12 protein-coding genes are annotated in these 15,762 nt (G+C 73.4%); 4 read left to right on the top strand and 8 right to left on the bottom strand.

Annotated elements, in window-relative coordinates; all coding sequences use genetic code 11:
* Positions 1-1,860, top strand: coding sequence for a sulfatase (locus ACFYR0_RS06710; protein ID WP_389322589.1), 1,860 nt, complete (start codon positions 1-3; stop codon positions 1,858-1,860).
* On the opposite strand, the gene ACFYR0_RS06705 is transcribed toward ACFYR0_RS06710, so the two are convergent.
* From ACFYR0_RS06705 to ACFYR0_RS06680, 6 genes are all read right to left on the bottom strand, one after another.
* Positions 1,797-2,633 carry an alpha/beta fold hydrolase gene (locus ACFYR0_RS06705; RefSeq protein ID WP_389322587.1) on the bottom strand — a complete coding sequence of 279 codons (837 nt, stop codon included), beginning with the start codon at positions 2,631-2,633 and terminating at the stop codon, positions 1,797-1,799. The two genes, ACFYR0_RS06710 and ACFYR0_RS06705, sit on opposite strands and share 64 nt — an antisense overlap.
* A 609-nt stretch (positions 2,634-3,242) precedes the next feature.
* A complete protein-coding gene (locus tag ACFYR0_RS06700; protein ID WP_389322585.1) occupies positions 3,243-4,775 on the bottom strand; it encodes an acyl-CoA synthetase in 1,533 nt (510 codons plus the stop codon).
* Positions 4,776-4,836: 61 nt separating this feature from the next.
* The gene (locus tag ACFYR0_RS06695) at positions 4,837-5,946 is read right to left on the bottom strand and encodes an NAD(P)H-dependent flavin oxidoreductase (RefSeq protein ID WP_389322583.1); all 1,110 of its coding nucleotides are present in this window, start codon (positions 5,944-5,946) and stop codon (positions 4,837-4,839) included.
* 152 nt (positions 5,947-6,098) lie between these two features.
* On the bottom strand, positions 6,099-7,673 hold the full coding sequence (locus ACFYR0_RS06690; RefSeq protein WP_389322581.1) for a phytoene desaturase family protein: 1,575 nt from the start codon (positions 7,671-7,673) through the stop codon (positions 6,099-6,101).
* Positions 7,674-7,695: 22 nt separating this feature from the next.
* Positions 7,696-8,559: an oxygenase MpaB family protein gene (locus tag ACFYR0_RS06685; RefSeq protein WP_389322579.1), complete on the bottom strand. Its 864-nt coding sequence runs from the start codon at positions 8,557-8,559 to the stop codon at positions 7,696-7,698.
* Between the two features lie 10 nt (positions 8,560-8,569).
* Complete coding sequence (locus tag ACFYR0_RS06680) at positions 8,570-9,748, bottom strand: acyl-CoA dehydrogenase family protein (RefSeq protein ID WP_389322577.1); 1,179 nt, start codon at positions 9,746-9,748, stop codon at positions 8,570-8,572.
* Between the two features lie 179 nt (positions 9,749-9,927).
* On the opposite strand from ACFYR0_RS06680, the gene ACFYR0_RS06675 reads away from it, so the two are divergent.
* Entirely contained in the window at positions 9,928-10,293 is a 366-nt protein-coding gene (locus tag ACFYR0_RS06675; RefSeq protein WP_389322575.1) for a DUF6479 family protein, read from the top strand.
* A gap of 76 nt (positions 10,294-10,369) precedes the next feature.
* Here ACFYR0_RS06675 and ACFYR0_RS06670 read toward each other — a convergent pair whose 3' ends face one another.
* Together ACFYR0_RS06670 and ACFYR0_RS06665 are read right to left on the bottom strand one after the other, a co-directional pair.
* Positions 10,370-12,739 carry a glycoside hydrolase family 65 protein gene (locus ACFYR0_RS06670; RefSeq protein WP_389322572.1) on the bottom strand — a complete coding sequence of 790 codons (2,370 nt, stop codon included), beginning with the start codon at positions 12,737-12,739 and terminating at the stop codon, positions 10,370-10,372.
* Positions 12,740-12,812: 73 nt separating this feature from the next.
* Entirely contained in the window at positions 12,813-13,271 is a 459-nt protein-coding gene (locus ACFYR0_RS06665) for an RpiB/LacA/LacB family sugar-phosphate isomerase (protein WP_386380009.1), read from the bottom strand.
* A 172-nt stretch (positions 13,272-13,443) separates the two neighbouring features.
* Here ACFYR0_RS06665 and ACFYR0_RS06660 point away from each other — a divergent pair, with 172 nt between their 5' ends.
* Together ACFYR0_RS06660 and dhaK are read left to right on the top strand one after the other, a co-directional pair.
* Complete coding sequence (locus tag ACFYR0_RS06660; protein WP_389322570.1) at positions 13,444-14,649, top strand: MFS transporter; 1,206 nt, start codon at positions 13,444-13,446, stop codon at positions 14,647-14,649.
* 108 nt (positions 14,650-14,757) lie between these two features.
* Positions 14,758-15,750: a dihydroxyacetone kinase subunit DhaK gene (dhaK, locus tag ACFYR0_RS06655; protein WP_389322568.1), complete on the top strand. Its 993-nt coding sequence runs from the start codon at positions 14,758-14,760 to the stop codon at positions 15,748-15,750.
* Positions 15,751-15,762 lie beyond the last annotated feature (12 nt).

The following is a 15,762-nucleotide window of genomic DNA, read 5'->3' as shown; positions in this document are numbered from 1 at the left end:
GTGTCGCAGGTCGCGAGAGAGCCTACGGACACGAAGGCGGAGGGGGCGCGGGAGACGGAGCGGGAACGGGCCGATCCGGACGCCGCGCGGAAGCAGGCCGGGCAGGAACCGGACGTCGAAGGGGAACAGCCGTCCGAGGCAGCCCCGGACGTGCCTCCCCCGTCACGCGGATGGCGGCAGCGGTACCCGCGCACGGTCCGGGCCGCCGCGCTCACCGCCTCCGTCCTGGCCGTGGCCCTCCCGCTGTGCGCCCTGCTGCTGCCCAACCGCCTGGAACGGCTGTCTTTCTGGGCGTTCCTGCGCATCCCCGGCGAGGGAGTCCTGCTCGCCGGGCTGCTGCTCGTACTGCCGCCCAGGCCCCGGCGGTTCGCGGCGGCGGGCACCGGGGTGCTCCTCGGCCTGGTCACGGTACTGAAGTGCCTGGACATGGGCTTCTACCAGGTGCTGGCCCGCCCCTTCGACCTGGTGCTGGACTGGATCCTGCTGGACGACGCCGCGGAGTTCGTCCGCGAGTCCTTCGGGCGGACCGGGCAGGTGCTCGCCGTGGGCGGGGCGTCGGCGCTGCTGCTCGTGGTGATCGCGCTGATGACCCTGTCGACGATGCGGCTCGCGCGGCTGCTGGACCGTCACCGTCCGGTGGCGGCGCGCACGACCGTGGTCCTCGGCACCGCGTGGATCGTCTGCGTGACCTTCGCCGTGCCGGGCGTCGGCGCCCCGCTGGCGACCAGGGGAACCTCCGAATTCCTCGGCAACCGCGTGGAGATGGTGCGCGCGGGCATCGCGGACGCCGAGGTCTTCGAGAAGGAGGCGGCGGTCGACGCCTTCGCCGCCACCCCGCCGGACCGGCTGCTGACCGGGCTGCGCGGCAAGGACGTGCTGTTCACCTTCGTCGAGAGCTACGGCAGGACCGCGGTCGAGGACCCCGACATGGCCGCGTCGGTCGGCGCGGTGCTGGCCGACGGCACGGCGTCGCTGAAGGCGGCCGGGTTCGAGGCGCGCAGCGGCTGGCTGCGCTCCCCGGTGACGGGCGCGGGCAGCTGGCTGGCGCACTCCACCTTCCTGTCCGGACTGTGGATCAAGAACCAGCAGCGCTACCGCAGTCTGACCACGAGCGACCGGACGACCCTCACCGGCTACTTCCGCAAGGCGGGCGCGTGGCGCACCGTGGGCATCGTGCCGGGGGTGCGCCGCGCCTGGCCCGAGGGCCGGTACTTCGGCCTGGACCACATCTACGACTCGGAGCGACTCGGCTACCAGGGCCCGTACTTCAGCTGGTCGCCGGTCCCGGACCAGTTCAGCATGGAGGCCTTCGAGCGCCTGGAGCACGGCCGTGCCGACCGTGGGCCGCTGATGGCCGAGATCATCCTCGCCTCCAGCCACAACCCCTGGGCGCCGGTCCCCCGCGTGATCGACTGGGAGGACCTCGGCGACGGCTCGGTGTTCCACGGCATCGCGGAGGAGGGCAAGGACCCCGAGGAGGTCTGGCGGGACCCCGACAGCGTGCGCACCGAGTACCGGCGGGCCATCGAGTACTCGCTGCGCAGCCTGACCGGCTGGCTGGAGCGTTACGGCGACGACGACACGGTCCTCGTCTTCCTGGGCGACCACCAGCCGGTGCCGACGGTGACGGCCGGCAGCACCAGCCGGGACGTCCCGGTCACGATCGTCGCCCGCGACCCGGAGGTGCTGGACCGGATCGCCGACTGGGACTGGTCGCCTGGCCTCAAGCCCGCGCGGACGGCCCCGGTGTGGGACATGGACCTCTTCCGCGACCGCTTCATGACGGCCTACGGCGATCAGCCCGCGAGGAAGCCCGCGACCCGGTCGGCGAACCATTCGGGGTCGTCCAGCCAGGGGTAGTGGCCCGCGCCGGGCTGCACCACGAGCTCGGCGTGCGGGAAGGCCTCGGCCGCCCGCCCGGCGAGCTCCGGCCGCGGCCCGCCGTCGGCGCCGCCCGCGTACACGAGCACGGGCGCGGTGAGGGCGGCGAGCGCGGCCAGGGTGGCGGGCGGGTCGTAGGCGCCGGCGGAGCCGTAGCGGTCGCAGGCCTCCTCGTTGGTCTGCTCTACCTCGCCCGCGGCGTGCGCGGCGGCGCCGGCGTCCCAGCGGCCGTAGAAGAAGGGCAGCAGGGCGTCGTCGAAGTCGCCGCCGGAGAGCCACTTCTCCAAGGCCGGGAAGGCGTCCGCGAACCAGGGCTCGTGCGCCCGCCGCCGGGCGGCGGCGAGCCGGTGCGCGGGGGTGGCGGGCATGCCGAGGGCCCAGGGCGTGGCGGTGATCAGCGCGAGCCGCCGCACCCGGGCCGGGTACCGGGCGGCGTAGAGCATCGCCAGGCTGCCGCCCGCCGAGTGGGCGAGCAGGTCCATCCGTTCCAGCCCGAGGTGGACGCGCAGTGCCTCCACGTCGTCCACCATCCGGTCGCAGCGGTACGTCGCCGGGTCCGCGGGTACGTCGGAGCCGCCGGTGCCGCGCAGGTCGAGCCGGGCCAGCGGGCGCCGCGCGGCCAGTCCGCCCAGGTCTCCGAGGTAGGCCGAGGCCCGCATCGGCCCTCCGGGCAGAACGACCACGGGCTCACCACTCCCCCCGAGCGGGTGGTGGGCCAGGACGGTTCCGTCGTACGCGGCGAAGGTCGGCATGCGGCCGATCCTGTCCCCTGACGGTGTGGACGACAACGGAGTTTCGGCGGGCCGGAACCCCGTCGCACCTGCGGGACGCCGACCCGGGAGGGGCGCGGACGTCCCGTCGGCGGGTCGCGTGGTGCGGGCCCGAGCAGCTCAGCGCCTTCTTCGGGCGCGGACGCCGTTGCCCACGCCCTCGCCGCGTCCGCTGGAGACGCCGAGCAGACGCGGGATGCGCGGCCAGAACCGACCCGCTGGAACGCCCCGCGTTGACGCCTCCGACGGCCGCGACACCGGCGGGGAAGACCGGGGTGCCGTGGGTTGTTCGGGCTTGGGGTGGTGTTCCCCATGCCTCTGCGAAGCAGCCGTGCAACGCCCCAGGGGCGCGGGAAACCGCGCGAACCGCCACCGACCACCCGCACCCGAAGACGTGCACCAGCCCCCATAGGGGCGCGGGGAACTGCGCGAACGGCCACTGACCACCCGCATCCGACAACGCACACGAGCCACCCACCCCCTAGGGGCGCGGGGAACCGCGCGAACGGCCACCGACCACCCGCACCCGAGGACGTGCACCAGCCAGCCACGGCCTCATGGCAACAGCGCGGCCCGCTGAGGGCGTCGTGGTCAGGACCAGTACGGGTCTCGGAGGCGGCGTTTGTAGAGTTTGCCGTTGGGGTCGCGGGGCATGCGGGCGACGAAGTCCACGCTGCGGGGACGCTTGTAGCCGGCCAGCAGCCGCCCACAGTGCTCGAGAAGCTCCGCGGCGAGCGCGGGCCCGGCCTCCCGGCCCGGGGCGGCTTCGACGACGGCCTTGACCTGCTCGCCCCACTCGTCGTGCGGCACACCGAAGACCGCGGCGTCGGCGACAGCCGGATGGGCGAGGAGCGCGGACTCGATCTCCGCGGGGTAGATGTTGACCCCGCCCGAGATGATCATGTCGATCTTGCGGTCGCGCAGGAAGAGATAGCCGTCCTCGTCGAGATGGCCGAGGTCACCGACCGTGAAGAAGTCGCCGACCCGGTTGCGGCGCGTTTTGTCCTCGTCCTTGTGATAGGCGAAGCCCCCCGTGGTCATCCTCATGTAGACCGTGCCGAGCCGCCCCGGCGGCAGGGCGTTCCCGTCGTCGTCCAGGACCGCGAGCTCGCTGATCGGCCAGGCCCGGCCGACCGTGCCGGGCTTCTTCAGCCAGTCCTCGGCGGTCGCGAAGGCACCACCGCCCTCGCTGGCCGCGTAGTACTCCTCCACACAGGTCCCCCACCACTCGATCATGGCCCGTTTCACATGGTCGGGGCAGGGCGCGGCGCCATGGACGGCGTGCCGCATGGAGGTGACGTCGTAGCGGCGCCGGACCTCCTCCGGGAGCGTCAGCAGACGGTGGAACTGGGTCGGGACCATGTGCGTGTGGGTGCACCGGTGGGCGTCGATCAGCCGCAGCATCTCCTCGGGCGTCCACTTGTCCATCAGCACCAACTGATGGCCGATGTGCAGGGAGGCCCCGGCGAACTGGAGCACGGCCGTGTGGTAGAGCGGCGAGCAGACCAGATGGACGTTGTCGTCGTACGGCCGGATGCCGAAGATGCCGAGGAAGCCACCGAGGTAGGCCTCCTCGGGTGGTTTTCCGGGCAGCGGGCGGCGGATGCCGCGGGGGCGTCCGGTGGTGCCGGAGGTGTAGTTCATGACCCAGCCGAGCGTACGGTCGCCGGGGGCCGACTCCGGCTGCCCGTCGAGGAGTTCGGGGTAGGGCCGGAAGCCCTCGGCGCCGCCGACGGCGTAGCGGCGGGCGCCCGGGAGCCCCGCCTCGTCGGCCGCGTCGCGGGCGGCTTCGGCGAACCGCTCGTGCGCGATCAGCACCTTGGCGCCCGAGTCGGCGACGATCCAGGCGATCTCGGGGCCGACCAGGTGGTGGTTGACGGGGACGAGATAGAACCCGGCCTGCTGGGAGGCCAGATAGGCGGTGAGGAACTCCGGGCCGTTCGGCAGTACGACGGCGAAGGCGTCCCCCCGCTCGAGGCCCGCGGCGCGCAGGCCGTGGACGAGGCGGTTGGCGGCGCCGTGCAGTTCTCCGGCGGTCCACAGCGTGCCGTCGGCGGCGACGAGGACGGTGCGGTCGGGCTCGGCGGTGGCCTGGGCCCAGAATCCGGCGGGAGGTGTGCTCATGGGCGGCCGCTCCTTCCGGCGGGTGACGGGGTGGCGGGGAGTCCGGCGCGCGGTGTGCCCGTCATCCGCCGTTCCTCCCCGCGATGCGGTTGACACGGTCCACGGCCCGTTCGAAGCCGCGGGTGAGGTCGTCGAAGACCTCCTGGACACTGCGTTCGCTGTTCATCCGGCCGACGATCTGGCCGACGGGCGTGCCGAGCAGCGGTTCGACCTCGTGCTTCTGGATGCGGGAGACGGCCTCGGCGACGAGGAGTCCCTGGAGGGGCATCGGGAGCGGGCCGGGCCCGGCGGGGTCGTCCCAGGCCTCGGTCCAGGCGGTGCGCAGCTGGCGGGCGGGCTTCCCGGTCAGCGCGCGGGAGCGGACGGTGTCGCCGGAGCCGGCCGCGAGCAGTTTGCGGGTGAGGGCGGGCGAGCGCAGCCCTGCCTCGGTGGTGGTCAGCCACAGGGAGCCCAGCCACACGCCCTGGGCGCCGAGCGCGAGGGCCGCGGCGACCTGCTGTCCGCTGCCGATGCCGCCCGCGGCGAGGACGGGCAGCGGGGCGACGGCCTCGACGACCTCGGGGGTGAGCACCATGGAGGCGATCTCGCCGGTGTGGCCGCCGGCCTCGTAGCCCTGGGCGACGACGACGTCGATGCCGGCGTCGCGGTGCTTGAGGGCGTGCCGGGCGCTGCCGGCGAGGGCGGCGACCAGTACGCCTTGCTCGTGGGCGCGCGCGACGACGTCGGCCGGGGGCGAGCCGAGGGCGTTGGCGAGCAGCCGGATCGGGTAGTCGAGGGCCACGTCGAGCTGGGTGCGGGCGACCTGTTCCATCCAGCCGGTGATCCGCCAGCCGGAGGCCTCGCCCTCGGCGAGCCCGGGCACCCCGTACCGGGCGAGGGTGTCGCGCACGAACGCGCGGTGCCCCTCGGGGATCATCGCCTCCACGTCGGCCTCGGTGACGCCCTCGACCTTGCTCGCGGGCATGACGACGTCCAGGCCGTACGGCCTTCCGTCCACGTGCGCCTCGATCCAGTCGAGGTCGCGCTTGAGGTCGTCGGGGGCGGTGTACCGCACCGCGCCGAGCACACCGAACCCGCCCGCCCGGCTGATGGCCGCGGCGACGGCGGGGAACGGCGTGAAGCCGAAGACAGCCTGCTCGACGCCCAGTTGCCGGCTCAGCTCCGTCTGCATGGGCGCAGGATGCCCGAGTCCCCCGGAGGACGGAAGGGGTTCTCTGACACATCGTCAGATTCGTGGACGGGAGCCTGTCGCCGAGCGGCCTCGCAGGGCGGGACGGACCCCGGACACCCGGACGGGCCCAGGGTCCGAGGTCCGGACAGGCCCTAACCCGCGGTCTTCAGCACCGCCATCGCCGCGTTGTGCCCCGGCACCCCGCTCACCCCTCCTCCGCGCACCGCGCCCGCCCCGCACAGCAGGACGTTGGCGTGCGGGGTCTCCACGCCCCAGCGCCCGGTCCCGTCCTGCGCGTAGGGCCAGGACAGCTCCCGGTGGAAGATGTTGCCGCCGGGCAGCCGCAGGTCGCGTTCCAGGTCGAGGGGGGTCTTCGCCTCGATGCAGGGGCGGCCGTCGGTGTCGGTGGCCAGACAGTCGGCGAGGGGCTCGGCGAGATGGGCGTCGAGCTGGGCGAGAGTCAGCTTGAGCAGTTCCTCGCGGACGCCGTCGTTGTCCCGGTCGAACAGCCGGGCCGGGGTGTGCAGCCCGAACAGGGTGAGCGTCTGGTAGCCCTGCCCGACGAGGTCGGGGCCGAGGATCGTCGGGTCGGTCAGGGAGTGGCAGTAGATCTCCGAGGGCGGTGCGGCGGGCAGCTCGCCGGCGGCGGCCTGGCGGTGGGCCTCGGCCAACTGCTCGTAGCCCTCGGCGATGTGGAAGGTTCCGGAGAACGCCTCACGCGGGTCGACCGCGCCGTCCCGCAGCCTCGGCAGCCGCTTGAGCAGCATGTTCACCTTGAGCTGTGCGCCCTCGGCCGGGGCGGGCGGCTCGGCGCCGGTCAGCGCGGCCAGCGCCTGCGGGGAGGCGTTGACGAGGACGTGCCGGGCGCCGACGACGCCCTCGCCGTCGGCGGTGCGGTAGGCGACCTCCGCCGTACGGCCGTCCGTGTCGATGCGGACCGCCTCGTGGCCGGTGGCGATGACGGCACCGGCTTCGCGCGCGGCCGAGGCGAGCGCGTCGGTCAGCGCGCCCATGCCGCCCACGGGCACGTCCCAGGCGCCGGTGCCGCCGCCGATGACGTGGTAGAGGAAGCAGCGGTTCTGGGCCAGCGAGGGGTCGTGGGCGTCGGCGAAGGTCCCGATGAGGGCGTCGGTGAGGACCACGCCGCGGACCAGGTCGTCGGCGAAGCGGTCCTCCACGGCGACGCCGATCGGCTCCTCGAACAGGGTCCGCCAGGCCTCCTCGTCGCCGACCCGGCGGCGCAGCTCCTCCCGGGTGGGCAGCGGTTCGGTGAGGGTGGGGAACACACTGCGGGCGACCCGGCCGGTCATGTCGTAGAACCGCTGCCAGGACGCGTACTCGCGCTCGCCGCCGGTGAGCCGGGCGAAGGCCTCGCGGGTGCGCTGTTCGCCGCCGCCGACGAGGAGTCCGGTGGGACGGCCGTCGCGTTCGGCGGGGGTGTACGAGGAGATGGTGCGCGAGCGGACGGCGAAGCGCAGGCCGAGGTCGCCGACGATCTTCTCGGGGAGCAGGCTGACCAGGTAGGAGTAGCGCGACAGCCGGGCGTCGACGCCCGCGAACGGGCGGGTGGACACGGCCGCGCCGCCGGTGTGGCCGAGCCGTTCCAGGACCAGCACGGAGCGGCCGGCGCGGGCCAGGTAGGCGGCGGCGACCAGGCCGTTGTGGCCGCCTCCGACGATCACGGCGTCGTAGGAGCGGGCTGCGGGGGCTTCCTCGGGTGCGGACATGGTTCTTCGTAACACGAGGTGATCACGGGCGGCCAGAGGGCGGTTTCCGCCGCGGCCGGCTCCCTGGTCCGAGCCGGGCCATGGCCCGCAGGATGTGCCGGGGCGGCAGCCGCCAGCGCAGCCGCGCCGGGATCAGCCGCAGCAGGAGCCCGGCCGCGCGCAGCCCGCGGGTGACGGTGACGGGCTTCGGGGCGGGCCTGCCGTACAGCTCGTGGGCGTAGGCGGGGAGCGAGGCGTAGGCCAGGCGCGCGACCGGCCGCCACAGCAGGGCGCGCAGCGGCAGGAGCAGGGGGTGGACGGGCGGGCCGCGCAGGAAGTCGTCCACCTCCACCGCCTCGGCCCCGGCGGCGAGTTGGGGCCGGACCCGGGCGAAGTAGGCGGCCAGCTCTGCCCGGTCGGCGGGGACGGTGGTGGGGTCGAGGCCCACCAGGCGGGCGCTGACGAGGTGTTCGCGGACGTAGCGGTCGGCCTCGGCGTCGGTGAGCGGGTAGCCGGAGCGGCGCAGCACGTGCAGATAGGAGTCGATCTCGGCGCAGTGCACCCACAGCAGCAGTTCGGGTTCGCCGATGCCGTACGACTCCCCGGTGGCGGGGTCGGTCGCGGTGAGCCGGGCGTGGATGCCCCGGACCCGGGCGCCGGCCCGCTCGGCGGCCTCCGTGGTGCCGTAGGTCGTCGTGCCGACGTAGCTCGCGGTGCGCAGCAGCCGGCCCCAGGCGTCGCGCCGGAAGTCGCTGTTCTGGGTGACCCCGCGCACCGCGCGCGGATGCAGGGCCTGGAGGTAGAGCGCACGGACCCCGGCGATCCACATGATCGGGTCGCCGTGGCACTGCCAGGTGACCGACTCCGGGCCGAACAGTCCCGGGTCTCCCGTGCGCGTGTCCGCCATGGACAGCAGGCTATCGCCGCACTCTCGGCATGCCGAGGCCGATCCAGGAGATGATCTCGCGCTGGATCTCGTTGTTGCCGCCGCCGAAGGTGAAGATGACGGCGGAGCGGTAGCCGCGTTCGAGTTCGCCGCGCAGGACCGCACCCGCGGAGCCCTCCTGGAGCGCGCCGGGGGCGGCGGTGACCTCCAGGAGCCAGGCGTAGGCGTCGCGGCGGGCCTCGGAGCCGTACACCTTGACGGCGGAGGCGTCCTGGGGGGTGAGGGTGCCGTTCTGGAGGGCGCCGACCATCTGCCAGTTGAGGAGCCGGAGGGCCTCCAGCCGGACGTGTGTCCGGGCCAGGCAGCGGCGCACCCAGGGCAGGTCGAGGACCCGGCGGCCGTCGGCGAGCTTGGTCCGCGCGGCCCAGTTCCGCACGTCGTGCAGGGCGCGGACGGCCATGGTGCCGTGGGCGGCGAGGGTGACGCGCTCGTGGTTGAGCTGGTTGGTGATGAGCCGCCAGCCCTGGTTCTCGGCACCGACGCGGCGGGCGGCGGGGACGCGGATGTTCTCGTAGTGGCTGGCGGTGGTGTCGTGTCCGGCGAGGGTGTTGATGAGGGTGCAGGAGTAGCCGGGGTCGCTGGTCGGCACCAGCAGCATGGTGATGCCCCGGTGGGCGGGTGCGTCGGGGTCGGTGCGCACGGCGAGCCAGACCCAGTCGGCGGTGTCGCCGTTGGTGGTCCAGATCTTGTGGCCGTCGACGATGTAGTCGTCGCCCTCCCGCACCGCCCGGGTCTTCAGGGCGGCGAGGTCGGTGCCCGCGTCGGGTTCGCTGTAGCCGATGGCGAAGTCGATCTCGCCGGACAGGATGCGCGGCAGGAAGTACGCCTTCTGCTCGTCGGTGCCGTAGCGCATGATCGTCGGGCCGACGGTGTTCAGGGCCATCAGCGGCAGGGGCACTCCGGCCTGGGCGGCCTCGTCGAAGAAGACGAACTGTTCGGTCGGGGTCAGGCCCCGGCCGCCGTACTCCGTGGGCCATCCCACGCCCAGCCAGCCGTCGGCGCCCAGGCGGCGGATCGTCTCGCGGTAGAAGCGCTTCTGGGCGGCCGGGTCGGCGTGCCGGGTGCAGGCGTCGTCCGGCACCAACTCGGCGAAGTACGCGCGCAGTTCGCTGCGCAGCCGGAGCTGCTCGGGGGTGTGGTCGAGATGCACGGCGTCTCCAGTCTCGCGCTGGGCCGGTCCTGACGGCGCACACAGTAGAACGTGTTACAGAAATTGGGAACGCCCGCGCCGCGAAGACCTCCCGTGACCGCGCGGACACCCGTGGTCATTTACCGTCCGCCGCCCTTCCAGGGGTGTTCGGTGCCTGATACGCGGGTATTTTGGCTGGTATGAGTACCGCTTCGATGCAGCTAGCCGATGCGAGCGGTCTCCTCAGTCTGGGGATGTTCGGTGTCGGCGTCGTCCTTCTCGCCGTGCTGGCCGGCAGCTTCTGGCTGGGCAACCGCATCCGCAGCGAGGAGCCACCCCGGCCGAAGCCGGAGGAACAGCCTCATCTGCCGATGGGCGGCCCGGTCCACGAGATCCGTGAGAACCGCGAACCAGAGGAGATCCCGAAGACCCCCAAGGGCGAACGGCCCCTCACCCCCTACGAGCTGTCCAACTCGCAGACCCGGGCCAGTGCCGACAAGAAACGGCCACGGTGGAGCAAGGGCAGCAGCGGCTCCTTCGGCGGAGGAGGACTCGGGGCCCACTGAACCGCGCCCCGGCACCCGCAGCGTGTGTCATCCGTCCCCCCGGCGCCCGGCCGCCGCGGTCCCGCCCCTACGGGGTTCAGTCGGGCAGCGTCAGCTGCACCGTCTCCCCCGGTTCGAGGCGGACCTCGCGGCCGGGCAGCCGTACGTCCACGGGTCCGGCGTCGGAGTGCGGCACGGTGATCTCCAGCCGGCCGTGCCGCAGCCGCAGATGGATGCCCCAGTGGCGGCGGTGGCGCAGGGAGAAGCCGTAGCTGGACAGCTCCGGCAGCGGGACGGGGTCCAGATACAGGGCGCCGTCGCGGGCCTCAAGACCGGTCAGACCGCGCTGGACGAGGTCCAGGGTGCCGGCCATGGCGCCCAGGTGGATGCCCTCGCCGGTGGTACCGCCCTGGACGTCGGCGATGTCGCCGCGCAGGGCCTCCTGGCAGAACTCCCAGGCCTCCGCGCGCCGGTCGCGGGCCAGCACCCAGCCGTGCACCAGGCCGCTGAGCGTGGAACCGTGGCTGGTGCGGTGCAGATAGTGGTCGACCGTGCGCCGCCAGATGTCGTCGTCCAGCAGCACACCGAGCCGGGAGAACAGCGCCTTCAGCGCGGACGGCCGGAACAGATAGCCGAGCATCAGCACGTCGGCCTGCTTGGAGGCCCGGTAGCGGTTGACCGTGTCGCCCTCGGCCTCCAGGATGCGGTCGAGGCGCCGGATGTCGTCGTAGCGGGCCCGGTAGCCGCTCCAGTCCAGCTCGGCCAGCTCGCCGTAGCCGTCGAACTGGCTGATGACGCCCTCGTGGAAGGGCACGTACAGGGTGCGCGACACCTCCTCCCACAGCTCCAGCTCGCCCTCGTCCAGGCCGGTGCGCTCGCCCAGTTCGCGGCGCCGCGGCTCGGGCAGGCCGCTGAGCACGTCCAGGGTGCGGGCGAGCACCCAGGCGGCGGTGACGTTGGTGTAGGCGTTGTCGTCCAGGCCGGGCTCGGCGGCGTCGGGGTAGGCGTCGTGGTACTCGTCGGGTCCCATCACCCGCCGGATGCGGTGCCGGCCGAGGTCGGCGTCCCACTCGGCCGCGTCCGCCCAGAAGCGGGCGATCTGGAGCAGCATCTCGGCGCCCTTGGTGTGCAGGAACTCCATGTCCCCGCTGGCGTCGCAGTACCTGAGCACGTTGTAGGCGACGGCCGAGCCGACGTGGTACTGCAACCGGGAGCGGTCCGGCAGCCAGCGGCCCGAGCGCGGGTTGAGATGGACCCGCTGGGTCTCCTCGCGGCCGTCGCTGCCGCTCTGCCACGGGTACATCGCGCCCCGCCGCCCGGCGTCCCGGGCCGCGGTGCAGGCCTGCTCGAGTCGCCGGTGCCGGTAACGCAGCAGGGCGCGGGCCACCTCGGGAAAGTGCAGGTCCAGATACGGCAGCACGAACAGCTCGTCCCAGAAGACATGGCCGCGGTAGGCCTCGCCGTGCAGTCCGCGCGCGGGTACGCCGACGTCCAGGTCGGCGGTGTGCGGGGAGAGCGTCTGGAGCACATGGAACATGTGCAGCCGCAGGATGCGCCCGGCCTCACCGGGCACCTCAAGGTCGGCCCGGCGCCACAGCTGGGCCCACGCCGTGCGGTGCGAGTCGAGCAGCGTGTCGAAGTCCGGGGCCCGCTCGACCCGGGCGACCGCCGCGAACAGCGGGTCGCTGATGGCCGGGTCGTGGGAGGTGTGCAGGGCGACGATCTTGTCGACGGTGGCGGTGTGCCCCGGCCGCAGGGTCAGGCGCGTGCACTGGACGGTGCGTGAACGGGTGTGCCGTACGGCGACGGGCTCCGCGCAGTCGAGCCGGGCGGCCATGCCGATGCGGATGTCGGAGGTGCGGGTGCGGCAGCGCAGCCACGCCGTGGCGGCGTCGGCGGTGCCGGTGTGCACATGGGTGAGGTGATGGCCGTCCAGATCCCGGTAGCGGGTCACTCCCGCGTTGCTCACCCCGCCGTCCAGCGCCGCCTCGACCTCCAGCTCCCCGGTGTGGCCGTGCGCGGTGAACTCGGTGCGCAGCGCGGCCAGATGCGGGTCGGCCATATGTGTCAGCCGCAGCTGCCGCACCCACAGGGTGCCGCCCTCCGCCAGCGCGTAGCGGGTACGGCGCTCCAGCACACCGTCGGTGAGGTGCAGCACCTGCGTGTGGTCGAGCACCTCGGCGGTTTCCGGGGTCAGCCAGGCGCCGCCACGGGTGCGGAAGCGCAGCGGCAGCCAGTTGGGGACGTTGACCATGTCCTCGTTCTCGACCGCCCGGCCCGACACGTGCGAGACCAGCCGGTTGTAGCAGCCGGCCACATAGGTGCCCGGGTAGTGCACGTCGTCGGCAGCGCACTCGGGCAGCGCGCCGCGGGTCGCGAAGTAGCCGTTGCCGAGTGTGCACAGCGACTCGCGCAGCCGCTCGTCGGCGGGCTCGTAGCCCTCGTACTCCCAGGTCCAGCCCGTCACCGCGCCTCCTTGTCGGCGGCCGTCCTGCGGTCTTGAGCCCCCGGCGCCGTACGGTCCGCCCCGGGGTGCCCGGTCAGCCGGGTGTCGCCCGGGCGGCGTCCAGGCCGGCGACCCTGGCCATGTTCTCCCGGTCCTCCGCGTCCTCGCTGGGCGAGGCGGCGAACCAGGCGTCGAGGATCTCCTTCAGCAGGGGTTCGGAGGTCAGCCGCAGGCTGAGGGCGAGGACGTTGGCGTCGTTCCAGCGGCGGGCCCCGTCCGCGGTGCCGGCGTCCGTGCACAGGGCCGCGCGGACCCCGGGTACCTTGTTCGCCGCGATCGACGCCCCGGTGCCGGTCCAGCAGCAGACCACCGCCTGGTCGGCGCCGCCCTCGGCGACCTCGAGGGCGGCGGCCGCGGAGCACACCGCCCACCGCGGGTCGTCGCCCGCGCGCAGGGCACCGTGCTCGCTGACGTCGTGGCCGCGCTCGCGCAGTTCCACGACGAGCCGCCGGGCCACGGGTTCGTCCATGTCGGACGAGACGGAGATCCGCATGCTTGGGAGCGTACCGGTGGGCCCGGGCTCAGCGCCGCTTGAACTCCACCGGGCCGGCGTTCCTCTCGACGGCGCCGTCGGCGTGCGGCACGGGCGGCGTTCGGTCGGCGACCGCAGGGCCGGGCGTCCCGCAACCGGGGCACGCCGAGGTCCCTGACGATACGGTCGTCGCATGAACGGTGATCTTCGAGGCTGGCGCCCGTGCCTGCTCGCCGGGGCGGTGTTCGCCGTCTGCATGGCCGGCACGACCCTGCCGACGCCTCTCTACGGGCTCTACCAGGAGAAGTTCGACTTCTCCGAGCTCACCGTCACCGTCGTGTACGCCGTCTACGCCCTCGGGGTCATCGGGGTGCTGCTGCTCGCGGGCAACGCCTCGGACGCCGTGGGCAGACGGCCGGTGCTGCTGGGGGGCCTGGGCTTCGCCGCGGTGAGCGCCGTCTGCTTCCTGAGCGCGAGCGCGCTGGGCTGGCTGTACGCGGGCCGGCTGATGTCGGGCCTGTCGGCCGGTCTGTTCACCGGGGCGGCCTCGGCGTACGTGATGGAACTGGCCCCGCGCGGCGGCTCCTCGCGGGCCACCCTCGTGGCGACCGCCGCCAACATGGGCGGGCTGGGCTGCGGTCCGCTGCTCGCGGGGGTGCTCTCGCAGTACGCCCCCTGGCCTCTTTATCTGCCGTTCGCCGTGCATCTCGCGCTGGTGGCCCTCTCGGCGCTGGTCCTGGTGCGGCTGCCCGAGACCGTGCGGGATCGGCGCCCGCTGAGCACCGTGCGGCCGCAGAAGCCGGGGCTGCCGCCGGGCGTGCGGCCCGTCTTCGTGCCGGCGGCGGTGGCCTCCTTCGTGGGCTTCGCACTGTTCGGGGTGTTCACCTCCGTCAGTCCGTCCTTCCTCTCGCAGTCGCTCGACGTGCACAACCGTGCGGTGAGCGGGCTGGTCGTCGCGCTGGCCTTCTTCGCCTCGACGGCCGGGCAGTCGGTGGTCGGCCGGGTCGGGGTGAGCCGTTCGCTGCCGCTGGGCTGTGTCGCGCTCCTCGGCGGGCTGGCCCTGCTGGCCGCGGCGCTGCACTGGGACCTGCTGCCGCTGGTGGTGCTGAGCGCGCTGGTCGGCGGGGCCGGGCAGGGGATGTCGTTCCGCGGTGCGATGGCGGCGGTGGCGACGGCGGCCGGGGCCGAGCGCCGGGCGGCCGTCATCTCGGCCCTGTTCGTGGTGGCGTACACCGGCATCTCGCTGCCGGTCATCGGCGTGGGCCTGCTGGTGGGACCGATCGGCCTGGAGCGCGCGGGTCTGGTCTTCATCGCCTGCATGGCCCTGCTGGTGACGGGCGCGAGCGTGTATCTGCTGCGGCGGCCGGTGCCGGCTCCGGAGGCCGGCGTGGCGCGCTAGGGCCTGTCGTCGCGTTCCGGTCCGCCCCGCGCCGCCTGGCGTGACATCCACGTGACCTTCTCCCCCGCAGGGCAGATACTGACCCGCAGGGCTCACCAGGAGGTACGCGTGAAGATGCTGATCAACGTCCCGGAGACCGTCGTCGCGGACGCGCTGCGCGGAATGGCCGCGGCTCATCCCGAGCTGACCGTGGACGTGGAGAACCGGGTGATCGTACGGCGGGACGCCCCGGTGGCCGGGAAGGTCGCGCTGGTGTCCGGCGGCGGGTCGGGCCACGAGCCGCTGCACGGCGGGTTCGTGGGACCGGGCATGCTGTCGGCGGCGTGTCCGGGCGAGGTGTTCACCTCGCCGGTACCGGACCAGATGGTGCGCGCGGCGGCGGCCGTGGACAGCGGGGCCGGGGTGCTGTTCGTGGTGAAGAACTACACCGGCGACGTCCTCAACTTCGACATGGCGGCCGAACTCGCCGAGGACGAGGGCATCCAGATCGCCAAGGTCCTGGTCGACGACGACGTGGCGGTCGACGACAGCCTCTACACCGCCGGCCGGCGCGGCACGGGTGCCACGCTGTTCGTGGAGAAGATCGCGGGCGCCGCCGCCGAGGAGGGGCGGCCGCTGGAGCGCGTGGAGGCGATCGCCCGCCGGGTGAACGAGAGTTCGCGCAGTTTCGGTGTCGCGCTGAGCGCGTGCAGCACGCCCGCCAAGGGCAGCCCCACCTTCGACCTCCCGCCCGGTGAGCTGGAGTTGGGCGTGGGCATCCACGGCGAGCCCGGCCGGGAGCGGCGGCCGATGATGACCTCGGGCGAGATCGCCGACTTCGCGGTGCACGCGGTCCTGGAGGACCTCGACCCGCGCGATCCGGTGCTGGTCCTGGTCAACGGCATGGGCGCGACACCGCTGTTGGAGCTGTACGGCTTCAACGCCGAGGTGCAGCGGGTGCTCGGCGAGCGCGGTGTCGCCGTGGCCCGCACGCTGGTCGGGAACTACGTCACCTCCCTCGACATGGCGGGCGCCTCGGTGACGCTCTGCCGGATCGACGAGGAGCTGCTGCGGCTGTGGGACGCGCCGGTGCGCACGGCGGGGCTGCGCTGGGGCATGTGAGAGGACCGTAGA

It is taken from the genome of Streptomyces sp. NPDC005017, assembly GCF_042873115.1.
Taxonomy (GTDB): Bacteria; Actinomycetota; Actinomycetes; order Streptomycetales; family Streptomycetaceae; genus Streptomyces.
This window is presented reverse-complemented; position numbering and strand designations above follow the sequence as displayed.